The organism is Diplocloster hominis (assembly GCF_032380655.1).
GTDB lineage: Bacteria > Bacillota > Clostridia > Lachnospirales > Lachnospiraceae > Diplocloster > Diplocloster hominis.
On sequence record NZ_JAWDIY010000016.1, the window covers coordinates 41,675 to 61,359 of the forward strand.

General features: G+C 50.6%; 17 protein-coding genes. 16 read left to right on the forward strand and 1 reads right to left on the reverse strand.

Annotation, left to right across the window (positions count from 1 at the left end; translation table 11 throughout):
- Positions 1 to 7: 7 nt before the first annotated feature.
- Complete coding sequence (locus tag ABC831_RS15265; protein WP_343248969.1) at positions 8 to 478, reverse strand: hypothetical protein; 471 nt, start codon at positions 476 to 478, stop codon at positions 8 to 10.
- 157 nt (positions 479 to 635) lie between these two features.
- Here ABC831_RS15265 and ABC831_RS15270 point away from each other — a divergent pair, with 157 nt between their 5' ends.
- The 16 genes from ABC831_RS15270 (at position 636) to ilvC (ending at position 19,559) form a co-directional block, all read left to right on the forward strand.
- Positions 636 to 1,007, forward strand: a complete 372-nt coding sequence (locus ABC831_RS15270; RefSeq protein WP_343248970.1) for a NusG domain II-containing protein — start codon at positions 636 to 638, stop codon at positions 1,005 to 1,007.
- Between the two features lie 11 nt (positions 1,008 to 1,018).
- Complete coding sequence (locus ABC831_RS15275; RefSeq protein ID WP_343248971.1) at positions 1,019 to 1,519, forward strand: Gx transporter family protein; 501 nt, start codon at positions 1,019 to 1,021, stop codon at positions 1,517 to 1,519.
- Entirely contained in the window at positions 1,516 to 2,127 is a 612-nt protein-coding gene (ruvA, locus tag ABC831_RS15280) for a Holliday junction branch migration protein RuvA (RefSeq protein WP_343248972.1), read from the forward strand. Before ABC831_RS15275 ends, ruvA begins: the two co-directional genes overlap by 4 nt.
- Before the next feature lie 19 nt (positions 2,128 to 2,146).
- On the forward strand, positions 2,147 to 3,148 hold the full coding sequence (gene ruvB, locus ABC831_RS15285) for a Holliday junction branch migration DNA helicase RuvB (protein WP_343248973.1): 1,002 nt from the start codon (positions 2,147 to 2,149) through the stop codon (positions 3,146 to 3,148).
- A gap of 66 nt (positions 3,149 to 3,214) precedes the next feature.
- On the forward strand, positions 3,215 to 3,625 hold the full coding sequence (locus ABC831_RS15290; protein WP_158355041.1) for a cell division protein ZapA: 411 nt from the start codon (positions 3,215 to 3,217) through the stop codon (positions 3,623 to 3,625).
- A gap of 138 nt (positions 3,626 to 3,763) precedes the next feature.
- Positions 3,764 to 5,995 (forward strand): U32 family peptidase, encoded by a 2,232-nt coding sequence (locus ABC831_RS15295; protein ID WP_343248974.1) that lies wholly within the window; start codon positions 3,764 to 3,766, stop codon positions 5,993 to 5,995.
- Positions 5,995 to 7,425, forward strand: a complete 1,431-nt coding sequence (locus ABC831_RS15300) for an FtsW/RodA/SpoVE family cell cycle protein (RefSeq protein WP_343248975.1) — start codon at positions 5,995 to 5,997, stop codon at positions 7,423 to 7,425. Before ABC831_RS15295 ends, ABC831_RS15300 begins: the two co-directional genes overlap by 1 nt.
- The gene (locus ABC831_RS15305; protein ID WP_343248976.1) at positions 7,307 to 8,821 is read left to right on the forward strand and encodes a peptidoglycan D,D-transpeptidase FtsI family protein; all 1,515 of its coding nucleotides are present in this window, start codon (positions 7,307 to 7,309) and stop codon (positions 8,819 to 8,821) included. The genes ABC831_RS15300 and ABC831_RS15305 overlap by 119 nt, the downstream gene beginning before the upstream one ends.
- Before the next feature lie 49 nt (positions 8,822 to 8,870).
- Positions 8,871 to 10,010, forward strand: a complete 1,140-nt coding sequence (locus ABC831_RS15310) for a DUF6236 family protein (RefSeq protein ID WP_343248977.1) — start codon at positions 8,871 to 8,873, stop codon at positions 10,008 to 10,010.
- A gap of 113 nt (positions 10,011 to 10,123) precedes the next feature.
- Positions 10,124 to 10,351 (forward strand): FeoA family protein, encoded by a 228-nt coding sequence (locus ABC831_RS15315; protein WP_343248978.1) that lies wholly within the window; start codon positions 10,124 to 10,126, stop codon positions 10,349 to 10,351.
- Positions 10,348 to 12,336, forward strand: coding sequence for a ferrous iron transport protein B (gene feoB, locus ABC831_RS15320; RefSeq protein WP_343248979.1), 1,989 nt, complete (start codon positions 10,348 to 10,350; stop codon positions 12,334 to 12,336). Before ABC831_RS15315 ends, feoB begins: the two co-directional genes overlap by 4 nt.
- 191 nt (positions 12,337 to 12,527) lie before the next feature.
- The gene (locus tag ABC831_RS15325) at positions 12,528 to 13,520 is read left to right on the forward strand and encodes a Gfo/Idh/MocA family protein (RefSeq protein WP_343248980.1); all 993 of its coding nucleotides are present in this window, start codon (positions 12,528 to 12,530) and stop codon (positions 13,518 to 13,520) included.
- A gap of 51 nt (positions 13,521 to 13,571) precedes the next feature.
- The gene (locus ABC831_RS15330) at positions 13,572 to 15,389 is read left to right on the forward strand and encodes a bifunctional homocysteine S-methyltransferase/methylenetetrahydrofolate reductase (protein WP_343248981.1); all 1,818 of its coding nucleotides are present in this window, start codon (positions 13,572 to 13,574) and stop codon (positions 15,387 to 15,389) included.
- Positions 15,386 to 17,809, forward strand: coding sequence for a homocysteine S-methyltransferase family protein (locus tag ABC831_RS15335; protein ID WP_343248982.1), 2,424 nt, complete (start codon positions 15,386 to 15,388; stop codon positions 17,807 to 17,809). The genes ABC831_RS15330 and ABC831_RS15335 overlap by 4 nt, the downstream gene beginning before the upstream one ends.
- Before the next feature lie 152 nt (positions 17,810 to 17,961).
- The gene (gene ilvN, locus ABC831_RS15340) at positions 17,962 to 18,462 is read left to right on the forward strand and encodes an acetolactate synthase small subunit (RefSeq protein ID WP_343248983.1); all 501 of its coding nucleotides are present in this window, start codon (positions 17,962 to 17,964) and stop codon (positions 18,460 to 18,462) included.
- A gap of 86 nt (positions 18,463 to 18,548) precedes the next feature.
- Positions 18,549 to 19,559 (forward strand): ketol-acid reductoisomerase, encoded by a 1,011-nt coding sequence (gene ilvC / locus ABC831_RS15345; RefSeq protein WP_343248984.1) that lies wholly within the window; start codon positions 18,549 to 18,551, stop codon positions 19,557 to 19,559.
- Positions 19,560 to 19,685 lie beyond the last annotated feature (126 nt).

The window sequence follows — 19,685 nt, forward strand, 5'->3', positions numbered from 1 at the left end:
CATATACTTAATCTTCCGAAAAAAATATCAGGTACAGGTCATCGACCAGTTTATCCAGATAGGATTCTTCCAGTTCCCCATATGACCGGATAATGACATCCTTAATATTTTCCAGCCGTTTAAAATAGCGTTCTTCCTCAGAAAAATCCGTATCAATCCCAGCTTCCAGTGCGTCAGCGGCGATCGTCTTTTGAAACCAGGTCAGGATTTCTTCTGTCTGCGCGTTTTCCACCGCCACCTGTTCCGATATCTTTTTCGCAGACTTCATGGAATACACCCCAAAAACCACACAGGCCACGAATAGAATCCCCATCACACTGAGCATCAGAGTATTGCTTTCCCTTCCAAAGGGGAGCGGCAGAATACCGGCGAAGCCCAGCAGATCCAGAATGAGTCCGATCCCCCCCACAATCAAAAATGTATACGCCGAAGAACGGGTCTCTTCGTATCGTTCCTCCGGTTTTTTATAAACACCCATAGCCAAACTCCTTTTTTCATGATAGACCCATTCTACCATAATCCCTCTTGAGCCGCAAATATTTTATGTACGGCAAGTCCCCTCCCAAATCGTTTATAAACATTGCAACCGGGCAAGTATTTGTGCTAGAATGGTACAAGATTGTAAGGAGCAGAGTATGAGGAAAAATGACTGGATGCTGCTGGCGGCAGTGATTGTGATAGCGGCCGGCCTTTATGTGGTAAATACCTGGATGATTCATAAGCCGGGGAAAGAAGTCGTGGTAACCGTGGAGGGAAAACTATATGGGACGTATCCCTTAAGCCAAGACACGGTCATCGATATTCAGGGGACGAACCGCCTGGAGATCCGGGACGGTAAAGCGGATATGGTCTGGGCGGACTGCCCGGATAAGCTCTGTGTGCATCAAAAGGCGATACAGCGCAACGGGGAAACCATCGTATGCCTGCCTAATCAGGTAGTGGCCGAGGTGAAAGGCGGCAAAAATCCGGATGGAGACGCGGCAGGGGTAGATGCAGTTGCGCATTAGGAGGGTGAAAGTTGAAGCATAAAATAGCGTTTCTGGGAATGTTTACCGCATTTGCCCTTATTGCCAGTTATATAGAGTCCCTGATTCCATTTTATTTTGGTATCCCGGGTGTGAAGCTGGGATTGACGAATGCTGTGATCGTACTGGTATTGTATCTGATGGGGACAAAGGAGGCACTGGCCGTATCTTTTGCCAGAATTCTGCTGGCTGGCTTTCTGTTTGGCAATCTATACAGTATTTTATACAGCCTGGCCGGAGGGATGCTGAGCTTTCTGGTCATGGTGCTGTTGAGAAGGTGGAACCGTTTCAGTGTGATTGGAGTGAGCATGGCAGGCGGAGTGTTCCACAATGTGGGCCAGATTCTGGTGGCCATGGCGGTTGTGGAGAACGTCAGCCTCGCGTATTATATGCCGCCGCTTCTGGTCTCCGGAGTGATTACCGGAATGCTGATCGGTGTAGCGGCCAGGGAGGTTTTGAAAAAACTGCCCGCCGGGAACAGGAGGATAAAATGATCGCTTATATAAAAGGAGAATTGGCCGAGGTGGAAGATAACGCCCTGATTATCGAAGCGGGGAATATCGGATACCGGGTTTTTATCAGTACACAGACATTATCGGAGCTTCCGGCTGTGGGGGCACAGATAAAGCTGCACACCTATTTTAATGTCAGGGAGGATGCCATGCAGCTCTATGGTTTTCTGACCAGGGATGATCTGGAAATATTCCAGCTGCTGCTAAATGTAAATGGGATAGGCCCCAAAGCGGCTCTGGGGGTTCTATCCGGATTGTCGGCAGACGATCTTCGTTTCGCGGTCCTGTCAGACGACGCGAAGACCATCTCCAAAGCTCCCGGGATCGGCGGAAAAACCGCCCAGAAGATTATTTTGGAATTAAAGGATAAATTAAAACTGGAGGATGCCTTTGAACGGAAACGGGAGCATAACCTGACCGGACAGCAAAAGGCTGCTTCAGATGCCAGGGACGAAGCGGTGCAGGCGCTTGTGGCACTTGGGTATTCCAGCACCGACGCGCTGCATGCGGTGAAAGCGGTTGATATCACGGACGATATGGATGTAGAGGCGATATTAAAAGGCGCGCTGAAAAAAATGTCCTTTTTATAAAGAATAGCGGGAGATTAGTATGGAGAAACGGATCATAACCACACAGACCCTGGAAGAGGATCTGAAAATCGAGCATAGTCTGCGGCCGCAGACCCTGGATGAATACATCGGCCAGGAAAAAGCCAAAAAGAATCTGAAAGTGTTTATACAGGCGGCAAAACAGCGGGGGGAAGCTTTGGACCATGTGCTGTTCTACGGCCCTCCCGGTCTGGGTAAAACCACACTGGCCGGTATTATCGCGCATGAGATGGAAGTGAATATAAAAGTCACCTCCGGGCCGGCCATCGAGAAACCGGGCGAGATGGCGGCGATCCTGAATAATCTGCAGGAAGGGGATCTGCTGTTTGTAGATGAGATTCACCGGCTGAACCGGCAGGTGGAGGAGGTGCTCTATCCGGCGATGGAGGATTACGCGATTGACATCCTGATCGGAAAAGGGGCTACCGCCCGTTCGATCCGTCTGGATCTGCCGAAATTCACGCTGGTGGGGGCGACGACCAGGGCTGGGCTTTTGACCGCTCCGCTGCGGGACCGGTTCGGGGTAGTTCATCATCTGGAATTCTACACGGTGGAGGAACTGCAGACCATCGTCATCCGTTCGGCGAAAGTGCTGAAGGTACGGATCGATGCCAAGGGAGCGGAGGAGATCGCGAGACGCTCCAGAGGCACGCCGAGACTTGCAAACCGGCTTTTGAAGAGAACCAGGGATTTCGCCCAGGTAAAATACGACGGAAATATCACAGAGGATGTGGCCAGATTCGCACTGGATCTGCTGGATGTGGACCGGATGGGGCTGGATCAGATCGACAGGACGATCTTACGCACACTGATCGAGAAGTTCAGCGGCGGTCCTGTGGGACTGGATACCCTGGCGGCGGCCATCGGCGAGGATGCCGGTACCATAGAGGATGTCTATGAGCCCTATCTGGTGCAGAACGGCTTTCTGCTCCGCACGCCCCGCGGACGGATGGCGTCCGATCTGGCTTACCGGCATCTGGGTTTGGGAAATGAGACCTTATAAAAAGGTTGTTTTTTAGACAAATTTGTTTATAATAGAAATAGGATGCTTAGGACAGAAGGGGTGGGAATGATGGCAGAGAAGAATCATACGGAAGTGCTGATCGACGGTAAGGTTTACCATCTGGCAGGGGTAGAAGGCGAAGAATACCTGCATAAGGTTGCCACTTATATCAATAACAGGCTGGAAGAATTCAACCAGGTAGAAAATTTTCGCAAGCAGTCCGGCGAGAACCGGAATCTGATGGTTCTGCTGAACATTGCCGATGATTATTTTAAAGCCAAAAAGCAGTCGGATCTCCTGTCCGAAGAGATGGAAGCAAAAGACAAAGAGATGTATGATCTGAAGCATGAAATGATCGCCGCGCAGGTACAGCTGGAGAATATGGAAAAGGCCATGAAGGAAATGCAGACTAAGACCTACGATCTCCAAAAACAGATCGTGAAGCTGGAAACCGAACTGGACGGGCGTAAAAGATGACGGATACTCAGGATAAATGGATAAGGCGGGGGCGTGAGATTGTCGAAATCCCACGTCCTTTTTCATTCAGATAGAAGAAGTCGGAAAAAAAGATGATTCCCTGTATGATAAAGATCGAAATGAATGGGAGTAGAAGATATGATAGACAGAAAAAAAATCGAACTGCTGGCTCCGGCCGGTTCTTATGACAGCTTCCGGGCGGCGGTGCAGGCGGGCGCGGATGCGGTCTATATGGGCGGAAGCAGATTCGGGGCCAGAGCCTACGCGGATAATCCACAGGAGGATTCTCTGCTGCAGGCACTTCGGGAAGCCCATTTGCGCGGAAAGAAGATCTATTTGACGGTGAATACCTTATTGAAGGAACGGGAACTGGAGACGGAACTGTACGAGTACCTGCTGCCTTATTATGAGGAAGGACTGGACGCGGTGATCGTACAGGATGTGGGGGTTTTATCCTTTGTCCGGAAGTATTTTCCGGATCTGCCTGTACATGCCAGCACCCAGATGACCATCACCGGCCCGCTGGGAGCGGGATTCCTGGAAAAAGAAGGGGTATCCCGTGTGGTTCCTGCCAGAGAACTAACGCTTGTGGAGATCCGCAGGATCCGGGAACAGACCGGCCTGGAGATCGAGACGTTTATCCATGGGGCGCTGTGCTACTGCTATTCCGGCCAGTGCCTGTTAAGCAGTATATTGGGAGGCAGAAGCGGTAACCGGGGCAGATGTGCCCAGCCCTGCCGGCTGCCTTATGAATGGAAAGGCCGGGGAAAACAAGCGGTACCGGCCTCTGCTTCACATTTGTTAAGTATGAAGGATCTGTGCACCATTGATCTCCTTCCAGACATTCTGGAAGCCGGAGTGACCTCCTTGAAGATCGAGGGAAGAATGAAGCAGCCGGAATACGTGGCGGGTGTGGTCCGGATTTACCGGAAATATCTGGATCTTTATCTGGAACAGGGGAGGAGAAACTATCGGGTTTCGGAGAAAGACCGCAGAGAACTGGAATGTCTGTTCAGCCGGGAAGGATTCACAAAAGGCTATTATCTCCAGCACAACGGCCGGAAGATGTTAAGCTTAAACAATGGGGGCGGAGAGATCCGTATGGGAGACCTCATGGAGACGCTGCGCAGAGACTATGTCGGGAACCAATCCAAAGAAAAAATTAATGGTATGTTAATACTTTCTAAAGATAATCATGCTAAACTCTGTGTAAGTACCCGGAATGCATCCGTCACTGTGACGGGGGCCCGTGCGGAGCAGGCAAAACAACGGCCTGTTCAAAAGGAACAGGTGGAAAAGCAGCTCCGGAAAACAGGAAATACCCCCTTTGTGTTCGGACAGCTCCAGATCGAAATGGAAGAGGGTCTCTTTTTCCCGTTACAGGCGGTCAATGAAATTCGAAGGAATGCCCTGGAGGCCCTGGAGCGGGAACTGTTAGCTCCTTTTAGGCGGACCGCTCCTGGTATCTGGGAGGGGGAGAACGATAAGAGAGCTGCGGATGCGGGTACCCGCGAAGAGCAGGAAGCTATTTTGCGTATCCGGGCTTATGTGGAAGAAGCAGAACAGCTGGAGGTTCTTGTTACACTGGAAGAGATATCGGATCTGTATGTGAACTACTCTCTATTTCCCTCTGTATTGGAGGAAAAAGCAGAACCGGCTGATCTGAAGCGATGGACGGAAGAGATTCACCGGCATAAGAAACAATGTTATCTGGTTCTTCCGGTCATTTTCAGGGAAAGCTTAAGACATGCATTTGATGCGAACTGGGACAGGCTGATGGAAGCCGGTCTTGACGGCATCGTCATACGAAATTACGAGGAATACGAATTCCTGGAGCGTCATTCCTTTGCAAAACCCGTGGTCGTGGATGCCAACGTATATACTTTTAACAAAAGAAGCCGCGGATTCTGGGCGGCAAAGGGCTGCGGCCGGGATACCGCGCCTGTGGAGCTGAACTTAAAAGAGTTAAGGGCAAGAGGCTGCGAAGGCAGTGAAATCATTGCCTATGGGCATCTGCCCATGATGGTATCGGCACAGTGCCTGTTAAAGACAGCGGATGCCTGTACCCATGTTCCGCAGACAAGACGGCTGAAGGACAGGTATCAGAAGTATTTTTATGTCAAGAATTTTTGTATGCCGGAAAGCTGCTATAATGTGATTTACAATTCCGTTCCTCTGGTATTGCTGGATCAGGACACGGACATCAAGTCCCTGAGGCCTGCGGCCATCCGGCTGGATTTTACCATCGAGACCGGGGCGGAGGCGTTGAAAGCGGCACGGCTTTATATAGACCGCTATATTCATGGCATTCAGACAGACATGCCCTGGAAGGAATTTACAAGAGGACATTTCAAGAGAGGCGTTGAATAATGGTTCATGTCATCGTTGAGTTATCCAAATATCTGATGATCATATTGATTGCCATGTATACGTTCCAGAGCTATACGGTATTCACGCATGGCGACCCGGTCCGGCAGAGGAATATTTTCCGGAAACAGAATACGCTGATGTTTCTCATTCATCTGACTGCTTATCTGGTGATGTATTTGCAAACAAATAATCTTCAGATCCTGTTTTTCTATGCGGAGCAGGTGATTTTGCTGGCGGCGATCCTGGCTTTTTATCATGTGGCTTACCCAAAGGCTTCGCGTCTGGTGGTCAATAATATGTGTATGCTGCTTTCCATCGGTTTTATTATTCTCACCAGGCTTTCTTTTGACAAATCCAAGCGGCAGTTTGTGATCGTGGCTGTCTCAGCCGCCGTGTCGCTTCTCGTGCCCTTCCTGGTGCGGAAGATGAAGTTCCTGCGGAATCTTACATGGCTGTATGCGGCTGCGGGGATCGGGCTGCTGGGAGTCGTGGCCGTCGCCGGCAGCAGGGTATACGGGGCAAAACTGAATATATCCTTCGGGCAGCTTTCGGTACAGCCGTCCGAGTTTGTTAAGATCAGTTTTGTGTTTTTCGTGGCGGCGCTGCTTAGCAGGTCTACGGAATTTAAGGATATTGTAAAGGCAACCGCAGTGGCGGTGGCTCATGTACTGATCCTGGTGCTTTCCAAAGATCTGGGCGGGGCGCTGATCTATTTCGTTGTCTATCTGATCATGCTTTATGTGGCATCGAGAAAACCCTTGTACCTGATGGGCGGGCTGGCCGGAGGCTGTGTCGCCGCTGTGGCCGGCTATTTCCTGTTCGGCCATGTGCGCACCAGGGTACTGGCCTGGAGTAATCCGTGGGACGTGATTGAAAAAGAGGGATATCAGATCACGCAGTCCCTGTTCGCCATAGGGACCGGAGGCTGGTTCGGCATGGGGTTATTCCAGGGATCGCCGGATAAGATTCCCGTGGTGGATCAGGATTTTATCTTTTCTGCCATTTCCGAGGAACTGGGCGGGATCTTTGCACTGTGTCTGATCCTGATCTGTGTCAGCTGTTTTTTGATGTTTATCAATATCGCGATGCAGATCAAGGATGATTTTTATAAACTGGTGGCGTTGGGTCTGGGAACCGTCTATGGTTTTCAGGTGTTTCTGACCATCGGGGGTGTCACAAAGTTCATCCCCTCCACCGGGGTTACGCTGCCGCTTGTCAGCTACGGCGGAAGCTCAATGCTCAGCACGCTGATTCTGTTTGCCATCATCCAGGGCATGTATTTATTAAGAGAAGATGAGGATGGTAAGGCCAATGTTCAAGTTCAAAAACAAAAAATCCGAAAAGGAACAGGAAATTCTGAACCTGGATCTTCAGGACGGAGAAAACGGGACGATAAGCCCGAAAAAGCGAGACGGAAAAAAGAAAAATAGAGAGCTTTTACTGGTTGCCTATCTGTTTGTAGGGATGTTTACCCTGCTGATGGCCTATTTCGTATATTTTAATACGACCCAGGCGGATGATGTGATCAACAATCCCTATAATTCGCGGCAGGATACTTTTGCGGACCGTTACATCCGGGGGAAAATCCTGGCAAATGACGGGGAAGTCCTGGCGGAAACCGCATTGTCCGGGGACGGTACGGAGACCAGGCGCTATCCCTACAAAGACCTGTTTGCCCATGTGGTGGGGTATTCCACGGTGGGAAAAACCGGAATCGAATCCCTGGGAAATTTCAGCCTTCTGTCCTCCCACGCCTTTTTCCTGGAACAGCTGGAAAATGAGTTCAAAGGGGAGAAAAACATCGGTGATAATGTGGTAACCACTCTGGATGTGGAGCTTCAAAAGACCGCTTATGACGCTATGGGCAAATATGACGGCGCCGTGGTGGCACTGGAACCGTCCACCGGAAAAGTGCTGGCCATGGTCTCCAAACCTACGTATGATCCGAATAAGATACAGGAGCAGTGGGATACGCTGACCGCAGAGGATAATGAAAGTACCGCGTTACTGAACCGGGCGACCCAGGGGCTGTATCCTCCCGGTTCCACCTTTAAAATAATCACTACGCTGGAATATGTACGGGAGAACGGGAATTACGAGCAATACAGCTATGACTGCCATGGAGAATTTACGGCTGATGACGTGACGATCAACTGCTATAAGCACAAATCCCACGGCGTTCAGAATCTGATGGAGTCCTTTGCCCACTCCTGTAATTCCTCCTATGCCAATATCGGGATGGACCTGAATATGAGGTCCTTTAACAGCCTGTGTGACAGTCTTTTGTTTAACAAGGAACTTCCGGTCTCCCTCCCTTACAGCAAGAGTAAATTCATAGCGCCTGCCCAGGATGATACGGCGCAGAAGCTGATGACGGCCATCGGCCAGGGAGAGGGCACACTGGTGTCTCCCATGCATATGGCGCTGATCACCTCAGCCATCGCCAACAACGGCGTGCTGATGAAGCCTTATTTCATCGACCGGATCGAAAATTATACCGGGGATAAGGTTAAACAGTACAAGCCGGCCGAATATGGCGCCCTGCTCTCAGAAGGGGAAGCGGCGCTTCTGAAATCTTACATGATCGATGTGGTGGAAGAGGGGACGGCCACCAAGCTTTCCGGCCAGAATTACACGGCGGCCGGGAAAACAGGCAGCGCTGAGTACAGCAGCAACAAAGCGAAAAGCCATGCCTGGTTCGTCGGCTTTTCCAATGTGGAATCTCCGGATCTGGTGGTGGCCGTTATCCTGGAGGGCGCCGGAGCAGGAAGTGATTACGCGGTACCTGTGGCGAAGAAGCTGTTTGCCGCTTATGCCGGCCGATAAGCGGCTAAAAGGCAAACCGCAGCGCCCGGAATGGGAATGGAGGGATGAATTGAGATCAATTCTATATTATCCAAATATTAACATTAAGGACCAGAACTGGCTTCGGAATGCAATCTTATATTGGGACGAAGTAAGCTCCATCGTTCCGGAAGGGGATAAGACGATTTCCCTTTCTCCTGAAATATGTGAACTCATGGAACAGGAATGCTATCGTCCCATGTATCCGTCCAGTCTGTTTCAATCAGAATTCCTGCCGGATTTTGAAAATGAAGTCATAGACCGGTTATCCGATCCTCTGAGCTTGCCGGATCAGCGGTTACATAAGTCAAGCTTCTCCAGGGGAGCGGCTGCCCGCGTCCAGGCTCAGCGGTTCCCCGACACGGACTACAGCCGCTATTACCTGCACGAGGACAATCTGCCTTGCTATGAATTACCCGTTATGCTTCATCAGGAAAAAACCACCGGGAAACTATATGATTTTATGCGCGGGCATAATCTTCTGCACTGGGACGGCATCGGCAACTGGTATGTGCTGGATGAAGAAATCGCCAGGCTCTATATGTCCCTACTTGCAAAATATCTTGCGAAGGCCGAAGGCGTACGAACCGGCCAATTTGTCGCTGTAGGTACGGATCGGCCGGTTAATCTGTCCTATGCCTATGGGAATACGCACTCTTCTTTGAAAAATGGCAGTTGGTGCCTTGACTGTGTAATGCAGAATATACTTCCGACCCCCCATAAATCTGTGCCTCTTAAAAAAATCCTTGCCTTCCGGCAGAAATACCGGGATGAGCTGCTCCAATTCCGGCATGAATTAGATTCCTATGAAAATAGTTTAAAATCATGCAAAGACGTGCAGGAAATACAAAAATCCAGTGAAAGCTTCCGGGAAAAAATAGAGCTGGAAACAGGGAAACTTACCAGAATCATGCATCAGTCCGGTATCGAGGCCGCCCTGACCACCGTCAAATCCCTGATCGAACTGGACAGTTCTTCGGTTCCGGCCCTTCTGTCCGCTTTCGCTGTAGGATCTCACTCCCGTGTCCTCAGCGCCGTAAGCTACGGTATGATAAAAGTTACCGCCAGCCGCCTGAATCTTCGGAAACAGCGAAAAGAAATCCTGTCCGATTCCGGCTTCGCTTACCTGTATCACGCGAACACGAAAAAAATCGTTTCTGTTAGAGGGTAACATAACGGGCATTTAACTTTATTGACATCCCCCTGGAAAAATCGTAAGATAAACGAAGAGAAAAATTAGTCGTATTTTGTAGAGAAGAGCGAAATGCGTCACTGGAGGAAAACATGAGGCTTTATGATGGAGCAATCGGTCAATCTTATCAGGTGGTTGATTTGGGGTTGGAGGAAAATATTACCCGCAGATTAGAAGCCCTGGGGATCAATGAAGGGACCCGGGTCGGGATTTTCAACAAAAAACGGCACGGGGCTGTGATCATCAAGGTGCGGGGGACCCGCTGGGCAATCGGAAAACAGGTGGCCAAAGGAATCGAAGTAAAGGAGATCGCGCAATGAAAGATAAGATATCCGTCGCATTTGTGGGAAATCCCAACTGTGGTAAGACGACTTTATTTAATGCCTATACCGGAGCTAATCTGAAGGTGGCCAACTGGCCGGGAGTTACGGTTGAGAAAAAGGAGGGTTCCACCACTTATAAAGGAAGCAAATTAAAGCTGATCGACCTTCCGGGCATCTACAGCCTGACTTCCTATTCGATCGAGGAAAAGGTCAGCCGCCAGTGTATTATGAGTGATGACGTGGATGTGATTATCAATATTGTGGATGCGTCCTCCCTGGAGAGAAATCTTTATCTGACCATGCAGCTGCTTGAGCTTCGCAAGCCGGTCATATTGGCCCTAAATATGATGGACATTGTGGAGGAGCGGGGGATGGAGCTGGATCTGCACCGCCTTCCGGAAATGTTAGGCGGGATTCCGGTCGTCCCGGTATCCGCCAGGAAGAGGACGGGCCTGGACGTGCTGCTGCATGCAGTAATTCATCATTATCAGGAGGGACCTGCGGAACATGTCGTAACCTATGACGACACCATTGAGGAAAAGATTGCGAAGCTGGAAGTGGTGATCAAGGCACGCTATCCGGATGCGGCAAATCTCAGGTGGCATGCGATTAAGCTTCTGGAATACGATGAGGAAGTGATGAATCATCATCCGGTGGATGTGACCGCGATCATCGACCGCAACTATGAAAAAGATATTATTAATCAGAAGTATGATTATATTGAGGAAGTAATCGAGGACTGCCTATTTTATAAGAAAGAGAAACTGGCCAGCACGGACCGGATTGATGAGGTTTTGACCCATCGGATCTGGGGGATCCCTATTTTTCTGGGAATTATGGCACTGGTCTTTTTTCTGACGTTTACGGTGGGCGATTTTCTGAAAGGCGGATTTGAAGTGGCGCTGGGCTGGTTTTCGGTTACGGTGTCGAATCTGCTCACCAGCCTGCACGCGGCCGGCTGGCTGAATTCACTGATCGTGGATGGAATCATCGCGGGAGTGGGAGGAATACTGACCTTCCTGCCGAACATCTTTATTTTGTTCCTGGCACTGGCCATATTGGAAGATAGTGGTTATATGGCCCGGGTGGCTTATGTCATGGACGGTATCATGGGAAAAGCCGGATTGTCCGGAAAAGCATTTCTGCCTATGATCCTCGGCTTTGGCTGTACGGTTCCGGCTGTCATGGCTACCAGGGCGCTGGAGCACGAGAGCGACCGGAAAAAGACGATATTGGTTACCCCTTTTATGTCATGTTCGGCAAGACTGCCGATCTATGTACTGTTCGCGGATATTTTCTTCGAGGATTATGCGATGGTGGCCGCGTTTTCCCTGTATGTGATTGGGGTTGTGCTCGCCATTTTGATCGCCCTCCTATCCAATCGGGTATTCAAAGGGAAAAGCAGCAACAGCCTGTTGATCGAACTGCCTGAATACAAATCGCCAAATGCACGTACCATTGTCATATATGTGTGGGAAAAGGTGAAAGATTACTTGAGCAAAGCGGGGACGACCATTTTCATCGCTTCCATAGTGATCTGGTTTGTTCTGAACTTCGGGCCCTCCGGGATGGTGTCGGATATCTCGATGAGCTTCGGCGCTTCGATCGGACGGTTCCTGGTGCCGGTCCTGGCTCCGGCTGGTTTGGGTCTGTGGCAGATCGCCGTAGCTCTAATTTCAGGCTTATCAGCGAAAGAAGTAGTGGTATCCAGCTTTGCCGTGCTTTTTGGAATCTCCAATGTGAATTCAGCAGCCGGTATGATGCAGATGTCTGAGGCTTTGGGCGCTTACGGATTTGGATCATTGAATGCTTACGCGCTTATGATTTTCTGCCTTTTATATACCCCTTGTATGGCTACGATCGCTACGATTCGCAAAGAAACTAATTCTACCCGGTGGACGCTGGGAATGGTAGTGTTTCAGTTAGTGGTCGCATGGCTTGGGGCGGTACTGGTTTACCAGATAGGCAGCTTGTTTTTGTAAATCAGTCACGTTGTAAACTTTGACGGGTTAAACTGGATTGGGCAAGATCCAGACTGAAACGGACATGTCCCAGACTGAAATGGACATGTCCCAGACTAAAATGGACATGTCCCAGACTGGATTGGACATGTCCCAAATTGAAATGGACATGTCCCAAATGGACTAATAGGATGAATAGGGAGAGGAAGCGGATGAAAATGAAGAAGATTAACTGGGGAATTATGGGAGCGGGCAGGATTGCGGGGGTTTTTTCTGCGGCGCTGCGTGCATGCCAGGAGGCGAACCTGTATGCGGTCGGTTCCAGGTCTTTGGAGAAAGCCGATGGGTTTGCCAGGCAGAATCAGATTCAGAAGGCGTACGGTTCCTATGAGGAATTGCTGGCGGATCGCCAGGTGGATATCGTTTATGTGGCGACTCCGGCCAGATATCATTATGAGGGAATCAAAAGCTGCCTGCTGGCCGGAAAGAATGTGCTGGCGGAAAAGCCTCTGACGATCAATGCAGTTCAGGCGGAGGAACTGATTCTTCTGGCCAGAGAAAAGAAACTGTTTTTTATGGAAGCGGTCTGGACAAAATGTCATCCCGCCTTTTTGAAACTGCAGGAGTGGATCAAGGAAGGGGTCTTAGGAGAAATCCGGATGGCGGAGGGCCGTTTTTTTACCGCGGCGCCTTCGACACACAGGCTCTATTCTTATGAGAACGGGGGAGGGGCCTTACTGGATCTGGGTATGTACCCGATCATGTATGCCCAGTCCGTTTTTCAGCAGACACCGGTAAAAGTGATCAGCCATGCATTTATGGGTGAAAGAAAGGTAGACTATACCAACAGTGTCGTGTTAGAGTATGAAAACGGCGCTTATGCACAACTGTCCAGCGGTCTGGGGCCAGAGAAATTGGTATTCTTCTATATCCAGGGTACTAAAGGGAAGGTACTGCTGAACCGGGAATTCTTTTTCCAGGCGACAAAGATTTCAGTGCTGGATTATGATAATCAGGTGATCCGTCATTTTGAAGAGCCGTTTATCTGCAATGGCTATGAATATGAGGCGATGGAGGCCATGCGCTGCCTGCGGGAGGGAAAGACCGAAAGCAGCAGGGTGCCGCTTGATGATACTCTGACCGTGATGAAAATTATGGATACCTGCCGAAAACAGTGGGATTTCCGGTTTGATTTCGAAGATTAACGGTTGGACAAAGAGCTGTATATGCAGAAAACCGCAGGCATGGAGGAAGACATGAAGGATTGGATAAAAGGACTGAAAGAGCACAGACTCTTAGGGGATGGGGCCTTCGGCACCTATTACAGCGGGCTGCAGGGCGGAACCGCGAAAATCCCCGAATGGGATAACCTGCGCCGGCCGGATCTGGTAGGGCAGGTGCACCGGGCATATATGGAAGCCGGTGCACGATTTTTGCGCTCCAATACCTTTGCGGCCAACACCAGGCGGCTGGAATGCGGCCGCAGGGAAGCGGGACAGGTCGCGGCGGCGGGATACCGGATTGCCCGGTCTGCGGCTGAGGCTTATAGCCGAGAACACGCGGATGAGCCGGCTGATACGAGTACGGTCCTGACAGCGGCGGATATCGGTCCGATTCCAATGGATATCCACCAGACGGCTGAGCATGTGATAGAAGAGTACCGCTATATCTGCGACTCTTTTTTGAGTGAGGGGGCCGATCTGTTTTTATTTGAAACCTTTGCTGATTTGAAATATATAAAGCCCGTGATCCATTGGTTAAAAGAGAAGTCCGATGCGGCCGTCTTCGTATCCTTCTGCGTCAACGGCTACGGTTATTCCAAATATGGTATCCCCGCGTCCAGACTGCTGGAAGAGGCGGCCCAGATGGAGGAGATTGACGGAATCGGCTTTAACTGCGGGATAGGTCCGGGACATCTGTGGCAGGTGATGAGAAAACTGCGGCTGCCGGAAGATAAGATTATCACCGCATTTCCGAATTCCGGTTATCCGGCCTTAAGTTCCGGACGGACTGATTTCAAAGATACAAGACAGTATTTTGGACAGAGGATGAACGATATCGCAGAGCTGGGAGTGAACCTGCTGGGAGGCTGCTGCGGTACGAATCCGTCTTATATAGAAGCGGTGGGGAAAACGGTGGATTTCCAGCATGCAGCTGTGCGGCAGATACCTGAAGATCCTCCGGTGATCCTTAAAAAAGCAGCGGCTGCCAATCCGCTTCTTCAAAAAATGCAGAGGGGGGAAAAAGTGACCGCTGTGGAGTTAGACCCTCCCTACGACGCCAATACGGACCGGATTATGGAGTATGCTAATTCCTTAAAGACCGCCCCGATTGACATAATTACATTCGCAGATTCGCCCATGGGGCGGGGACGGGTGGATTCCCTATTGATGGGAACCAAGGTACTTCATGAGACCGGCCTGCCGGTTATGCCCCACATCGCCTGCCGGGATAAGAATGCCATTGCTCTGCGGGCCGGGCTTCTGGGCGCATACGTCAATGGTATCCGTAATTTTCTCGTGGTAACCGGCGATCCGGTAGCCGGAGGGGACAGAGGGGATATCACAGGGGTCTTCGATTTTAACTCCATCACTCTGATGCAGTTTTTAAAAGAGATGAACCAGGAGCATTTCCGGGAAGAACCGATCTGCTACGGAGGTGCCCTCAATCAGGGACGTAAAAATCTGGATGCCGAGATCCGGCGTATGGAGAAAAAGATAGAGGCAGGTGCCTCCTATTTTTTGACACAGCCCATATTTTCTATAGAAGAAACGGAGCGGATCCGTAAAATTAAAAAAGAAGTGGATACCAGAATACTCTGTGGTATCATGCCGCTGGTCAGCTATCGGAACGCATGCTTTATCCGCAACGAAGTGACCGGGATACAGGTACCGGAGCAGGTGATTCAGGCGTTTGATCCCGGGATGTCGAAGGAGCAGGGAGAAGAGGCCGGAGTCAGAATTGCCCGGCAGATGATGGAAGAACTTAAGGATGCAGCGGATGGATATTACTTTATGCTGCCGTTTAACAGAGCGTATCTGGCGGCGCGCTGCTTACACGGGAGGGAAAAATGACAAGACAGGAATTCAGAGACTGGACAACAAAGAATCTGGTGCTATTGGATGGCGCCACAGGATCTAATCTCCAGAAGCGGGGGATGCCGTCCGGCGTTTGCCCGGAGGCCTGGATCGCCGGGCACAGGGACGTGATGCTTAAGCTTCAGCAGGAATATGTGGCAGCGGGCACCAATATTCTCTACGCCCCGACATTTACAGCGAATCGGGTGAAACTTAAGGAATACGGTCTGGATGACCGGATGGAGGAATTGATTCATTCCCTGGTATCCATTTCAAAGGAGGCTTCCGCCGGGCAGGCTCTGATCGCCGGTGACCTTACCATGACCGGTGAACAGCTATCACCCGTTGGGACCCTTGCGTTTGAAGAGCTGGTGGATGTGTACAAAGAACAGATCATCCTCCTTGACCAGGCAGGTGTCGATCTGCTGGTGGTCGAGACAATGATGAGCCTTCAGGAGACCAGAGCCGCCTTGTTAGCTGCCAGAGAGGTCTGCAGTCTGCCGGTCATGGCTACCATGACCTTTCATACCGACGGCAGGACTTTCTATGGGACAGATCCGGCCACTTCAGTAGTGGTGCTTCAGAGCCTGGGGGCGGACGCGGTAGGCGTAAACTGTTCCTCCGGCCCGGACACCATGCTAAACTTCGTGCGGGAGATGAAGAAATACGCCAAGGTGCCGTTGATTGCGAAGCCGAACGCGGGTCTTCCCGGTATCGATGAAGCCGGTGAGACGATATACGATATGGATGCCGATACCTATGTAAAACACATGCACGCGCTGATCGATGCGGGTGCCACGATTCTTGGCGGCTGCTGCGGCACAACACCGGAGTTTATACGAAAGCTCGCAGCATCCCTTCCGGACCGCCGCATCACATTCCAGCCCGCAGCGCCCGTAAGGCTGCTGGCTTCTGAAAGGAAGGTGCTGGCGTTTGGTTTGGGCGATCGGTTCCATATAGTCGGAGAGAGGATCAATCCCACCGGAAAGAAAAAGTTTCAGGAAAAACTGCGGGCCGGAGACTATGGCATGGTTCGGTCCTTTGCGGAGGATCAGACCGAATGCGGCGCATCCGTGCTGGATATCAATGTGGGAATGAACGGTATCGATGAAAAAGAAACCATGTTGAAAGTACTGGATGAGGTGACGGCTGTAACGCCCCTCCCCCTGTGCCTGGATACCAGCCATATCGAAGTGATGGAAGCGGCGCTTCGGCGATATCCGGGACGGGCGCTGATCAATTCCATTTCTCTGGAAACGGAGAAGTTCGAGAAGCTGCTGCCCATCGCCCGAAAATACGGAGCCATGTTCATCCTGCTTCCTCTGTCCGACGAGGGTCTGCCAAAATCACTGGACGAAAAGAAAGAAATCATCCAAAAAATCCTGGACCGTGCGTTAACCCTTGGCTTCACCAGAGAGGATATCGTAGTGGATGGTCTGGTGGCCACCGTAGGAGCGAATCCCAAAGCTGCCTTAGAGACCCTGGAAACCATCCGCTACTGCAAGGAAGAGTTAGGACTGGCCACGATCGTGGGCCTTTCCAACATTTCATTCGGCCTGCCCGAGCGCAGTTTTATCAACGCCGCCTTTTTGACCATGGCGATACAGCAGGGCCTGACGATGGCTATCGCTAACCCGTCCCAGGACCTTCTGGTAAACAGCGCGCTGGCCTCAGATCTGCTCATGAACAAACCGGATGGAGATCTGGCCTACATCCATCGGATGAATGCCAGAAAAGCGGCTGAAACACCTGAAACGAATCCGGCGCAGAAGGCAGCACAAGCAATAGCAGAGCTCCCCCATGTATATGAAAGTGTAAAGAAAGGGAACCGAAGCGGTATTCTGGACCATGTAAAAGCAGCACTTGCAGACGGATACACTCCTTCCGCCATTATCAATGAAATGCTGATCCCTGCCATCCACGAGGTGGGAGAACTCTTCGACAAACAAATTTATTTCCTGCCCCAGCTGATATCCAGCGCGGAAGTTATGAAAAAGGCGATCGAATATCTGGAACCCATGCTGGAGCAGGAGGAAGGCCAAAAAGAAAAACCGGTCATCGTCATTGCCACCGTGGAGGGAGACATTCACGACATCGGCAAAAACCTGGTCGGACTGATGTTAAAGAACTGCGGCTACGACGTCATAGACCTGGGCAAAGATGTTCCCAAGGAACAGATCGCCAAAGCTGCCATGGAATATCACGCAGCCGTCATCGGCCTGTCCGCGCTGATGACCACCACAATGCAGGAAATGCGCCATGTCATCGCCTATGTAAGAGAACTCGGCATCGAAGCCAAGGTAATCATCGGCGGCGCTGTGATAACCCAGAGCTATGCAGATGAAATCGGAGCGGACGGCTATTCTAAGGATGCCGCTGAGGCGGTTAAATTAGTCGAACGGTTGTTGGGGAGATAGGTTTCAGCGAAGGGTCGGGGGTGCAAAGAGCGGACGGCTCCCCTGCTTTCCTACTTAAGCACAGTAAAGTGTTGAAATTCTATTTGACAAAAATTTTAAGACTTGATAGAATAACACTTAGTACAATTCTATAAAGAAAGCAGGTTGTCTGTATGGATCAAACCGTATTATCAATGTTGGTTGACAATACCTCCGGTGTGTTAAGCAGGGTGGCGGGCTTGTTCAGCCGCAGAGGCTATAATATTGAAAGTCTGACCGTAGGAGTGACAGCAGATCCCAGATTTTCCAGGATGACGGTTGTTGTCCGCGGAGATGAGGTGATTATTGAGCAGATCGAGAATCAGCTTCGCAAGCTGGTGGATGTGGTTGATATCAAAAAGTTATTAGATAAGGAATCGGTGAGCAGGGAGTTGATCCTGTTAAAGGTGCGGGCCCAGGCCGAGGATCGCCAGGCGATTATAGCGGTGGCAAATATTTTCCGGGCGAATATCGTGGATGTGGCGCCGGATTCCCTTATTATTGAGTTGACAGGAAACCAGTCCAAGCTGGACGCGTTTATCGGTCTGTTATCCGGATATGAGATTCTGGAGCTGGCCAGAACCGGGATTACCGGACTGTCGCGCGGTTCTAAGGATGTCAGATATTTTGATTAAAGAGTGCTAGAGGCTTAAATAACCTTTAACCATATTTTGCCGGGAGATTCCGGCGTACATTTTATAAAAAATGGAGGATGAGTAAAATGGCAAAGATTTTTTATCAGGAAGATTGCAACCTGGCTTTACTGGAAGGTAAGACCATCGCAGTCATCGGCTATGGCAGCCAGGGACATGCACATGCATTGAACCTTAAGGAGTCCGGTTTTCATGTGATTATCGGCCTGTACGAGGGCAGCAAATCCTGGGCTAAGGCTGAGGCAGCCGGATTTGAAGTATATACCGCGGCAGAGGCTGCAAAGAAGGCAGACATCGTTATGATCCTGATCAATGATGAGAAGCAGGCGAAGATGTATAACGAATCCATCGCTCCGAATCTGGAAGAGGGTAATATGCTGATGTTCGCCCATGGTTTCGCGATTCATTTCGGACAGATCATTCCGCCGAAGAATGTGGACGTCATCATGATCGCTCCCAAGGGACCGGGCCACACCGTAAGAAGTACATATCAGGAAGGCAAGGGAGTTCCCTGCCTGATCGCTGTTCATCAGGATTACACCGGCAAAGCGCATGATATCGGCCTGGCCTATGCACTGGGGATCGGCGGCGCAAGAGCGGGCGTCCTGGAGACGACCTTCCGTGAAGAGACTGAGACCGACCTGTTCGGCGAGCAGGCTGTTCTGTGCGGCGGTGTGACAGCCCTTATGAAATGTGGATTCGAAGTTCTGGTGGAAGCCGGATATGAGCCGGAGAGCGCTTATTTCGAATGTATCCATGAGATGAAACTGATCGTAGACCTGATCTACCAGAGCGGTTTCGCCGGCATGAGATATTCCATCTCCAACACGGCGGAGTACGGCGATTATATTACCGGACCGAAGATCATCACCGAGGATACCAAGAACGCTATGCGTCAGGTTTTAAAGGACATCCAGGAAGGCGTATTCGCCCGCAACTGGCTGTTAGAGAACCAGATCGGATGCACCAACTTCAACGCGAAGAGAAGAATGGAATCCAAACATCAGCTGGAGGAAGTCGGCGCAGAGCTTCGTAAGCTGATGAGCTGGACGGATGAGAAGAAACTGATCGATAACTGATTGGACGGTTCCATCTGAATGTTTCGGCGTAAAGCCGGAGGATATAGAAAATTCGAAATGATTTTTAGATAATAAGTGAGTAAAAACAGACTCCCGATTTGCAATACAGGAATGTGTATTGTAAAT

Coding starts and splice junctions, on each gene's coding strand:
- ABC831_RS15290 (WP_158355041.1), top strand. CDS start 3,215: ATGATGGCAGAGAAGAATCATACGGAAGTGCTGATCGACGGTAAGGTT.
- ABC831_RS15335 (WP_343248982.1), top strand. CDS start 15,386: ATGACAAGACAGGAATTCAGAGACTGGACAACAAAGAATCTGGTGCTA.
- ilvC (WP_343248984.1), top strand. CDS start 18,549: ATGGCAAAGATTTTTTATCAGGAAGATTGCAACCTGGCTTTACTGGAA.
- feoB (WP_343248979.1), top strand. CDS start 10,348: ATGAAAGATAAGATATCCGTCGCATTTGTGGGAAATCCCAACTGTGGT.
- ABC831_RS15305 (WP_343248976.1), top strand. CDS start 7,307: ATGTTCAAGTTCAAAAACAAAAAATCCGAAAAGGAACAGGAAATTCTG.
- ABC831_RS15270 (WP_343248970.1), top strand. CDS start 636: ATGAGGAAAAATGACTGGATGCTGCTGGCGGCAGTGATTGTGATAGCG.
- ABC831_RS15300 (WP_343248975.1), top strand. CDS start 5,995: ATGGTTCATGTCATCGTTGAGTTATCCAAATATCTGATGATCATATTG.
- ABC831_RS15330 (WP_343248981.1), top strand. CDS start 13,572: ATGAAGGATTGGATAAAAGGACTGAAAGAGCACAGACTCTTAGGGGAT.
- ABC831_RS15325 (WP_343248980.1), top strand. CDS start 12,528: ATGAAAATGAAGAAGATTAACTGGGGAATTATGGGAGCGGGCAGGATT.
- ilvN (WP_343248983.1), top strand. CDS start 17,962: ATGGATCAAACCGTATTATCAATGTTGGTTGACAATACCTCCGGTGTG.
- ABC831_RS15315 (WP_343248978.1), top strand. CDS start 10,124: ATGAGGCTTTATGATGGAGCAATCGGTCAATCTTATCAGGTGGTTGAT.
- ruvB (WP_343248973.1), top strand. CDS start 2,147: ATGGAGAAACGGATCATAACCACACAGACCCTGGAAGAGGATCTGAAA.
- ABC831_RS15265 (WP_343248969.1), bottom strand. CDS start 478: ATGGGTGTTTATAAAAAACCGGAGGAACGATACGAAGAGACCCGTTCT.
- ABC831_RS15295 (WP_343248974.1), top strand. CDS start 3,764: ATGATAGACAGAAAAAAAATCGAACTGCTGGCTCCGGCCGGTTCTTAT.
- ruvA (WP_343248972.1), top strand. CDS start 1,516: ATGATCGCTTATATAAAAGGAGAATTGGCCGAGGTGGAAGATAACGCC.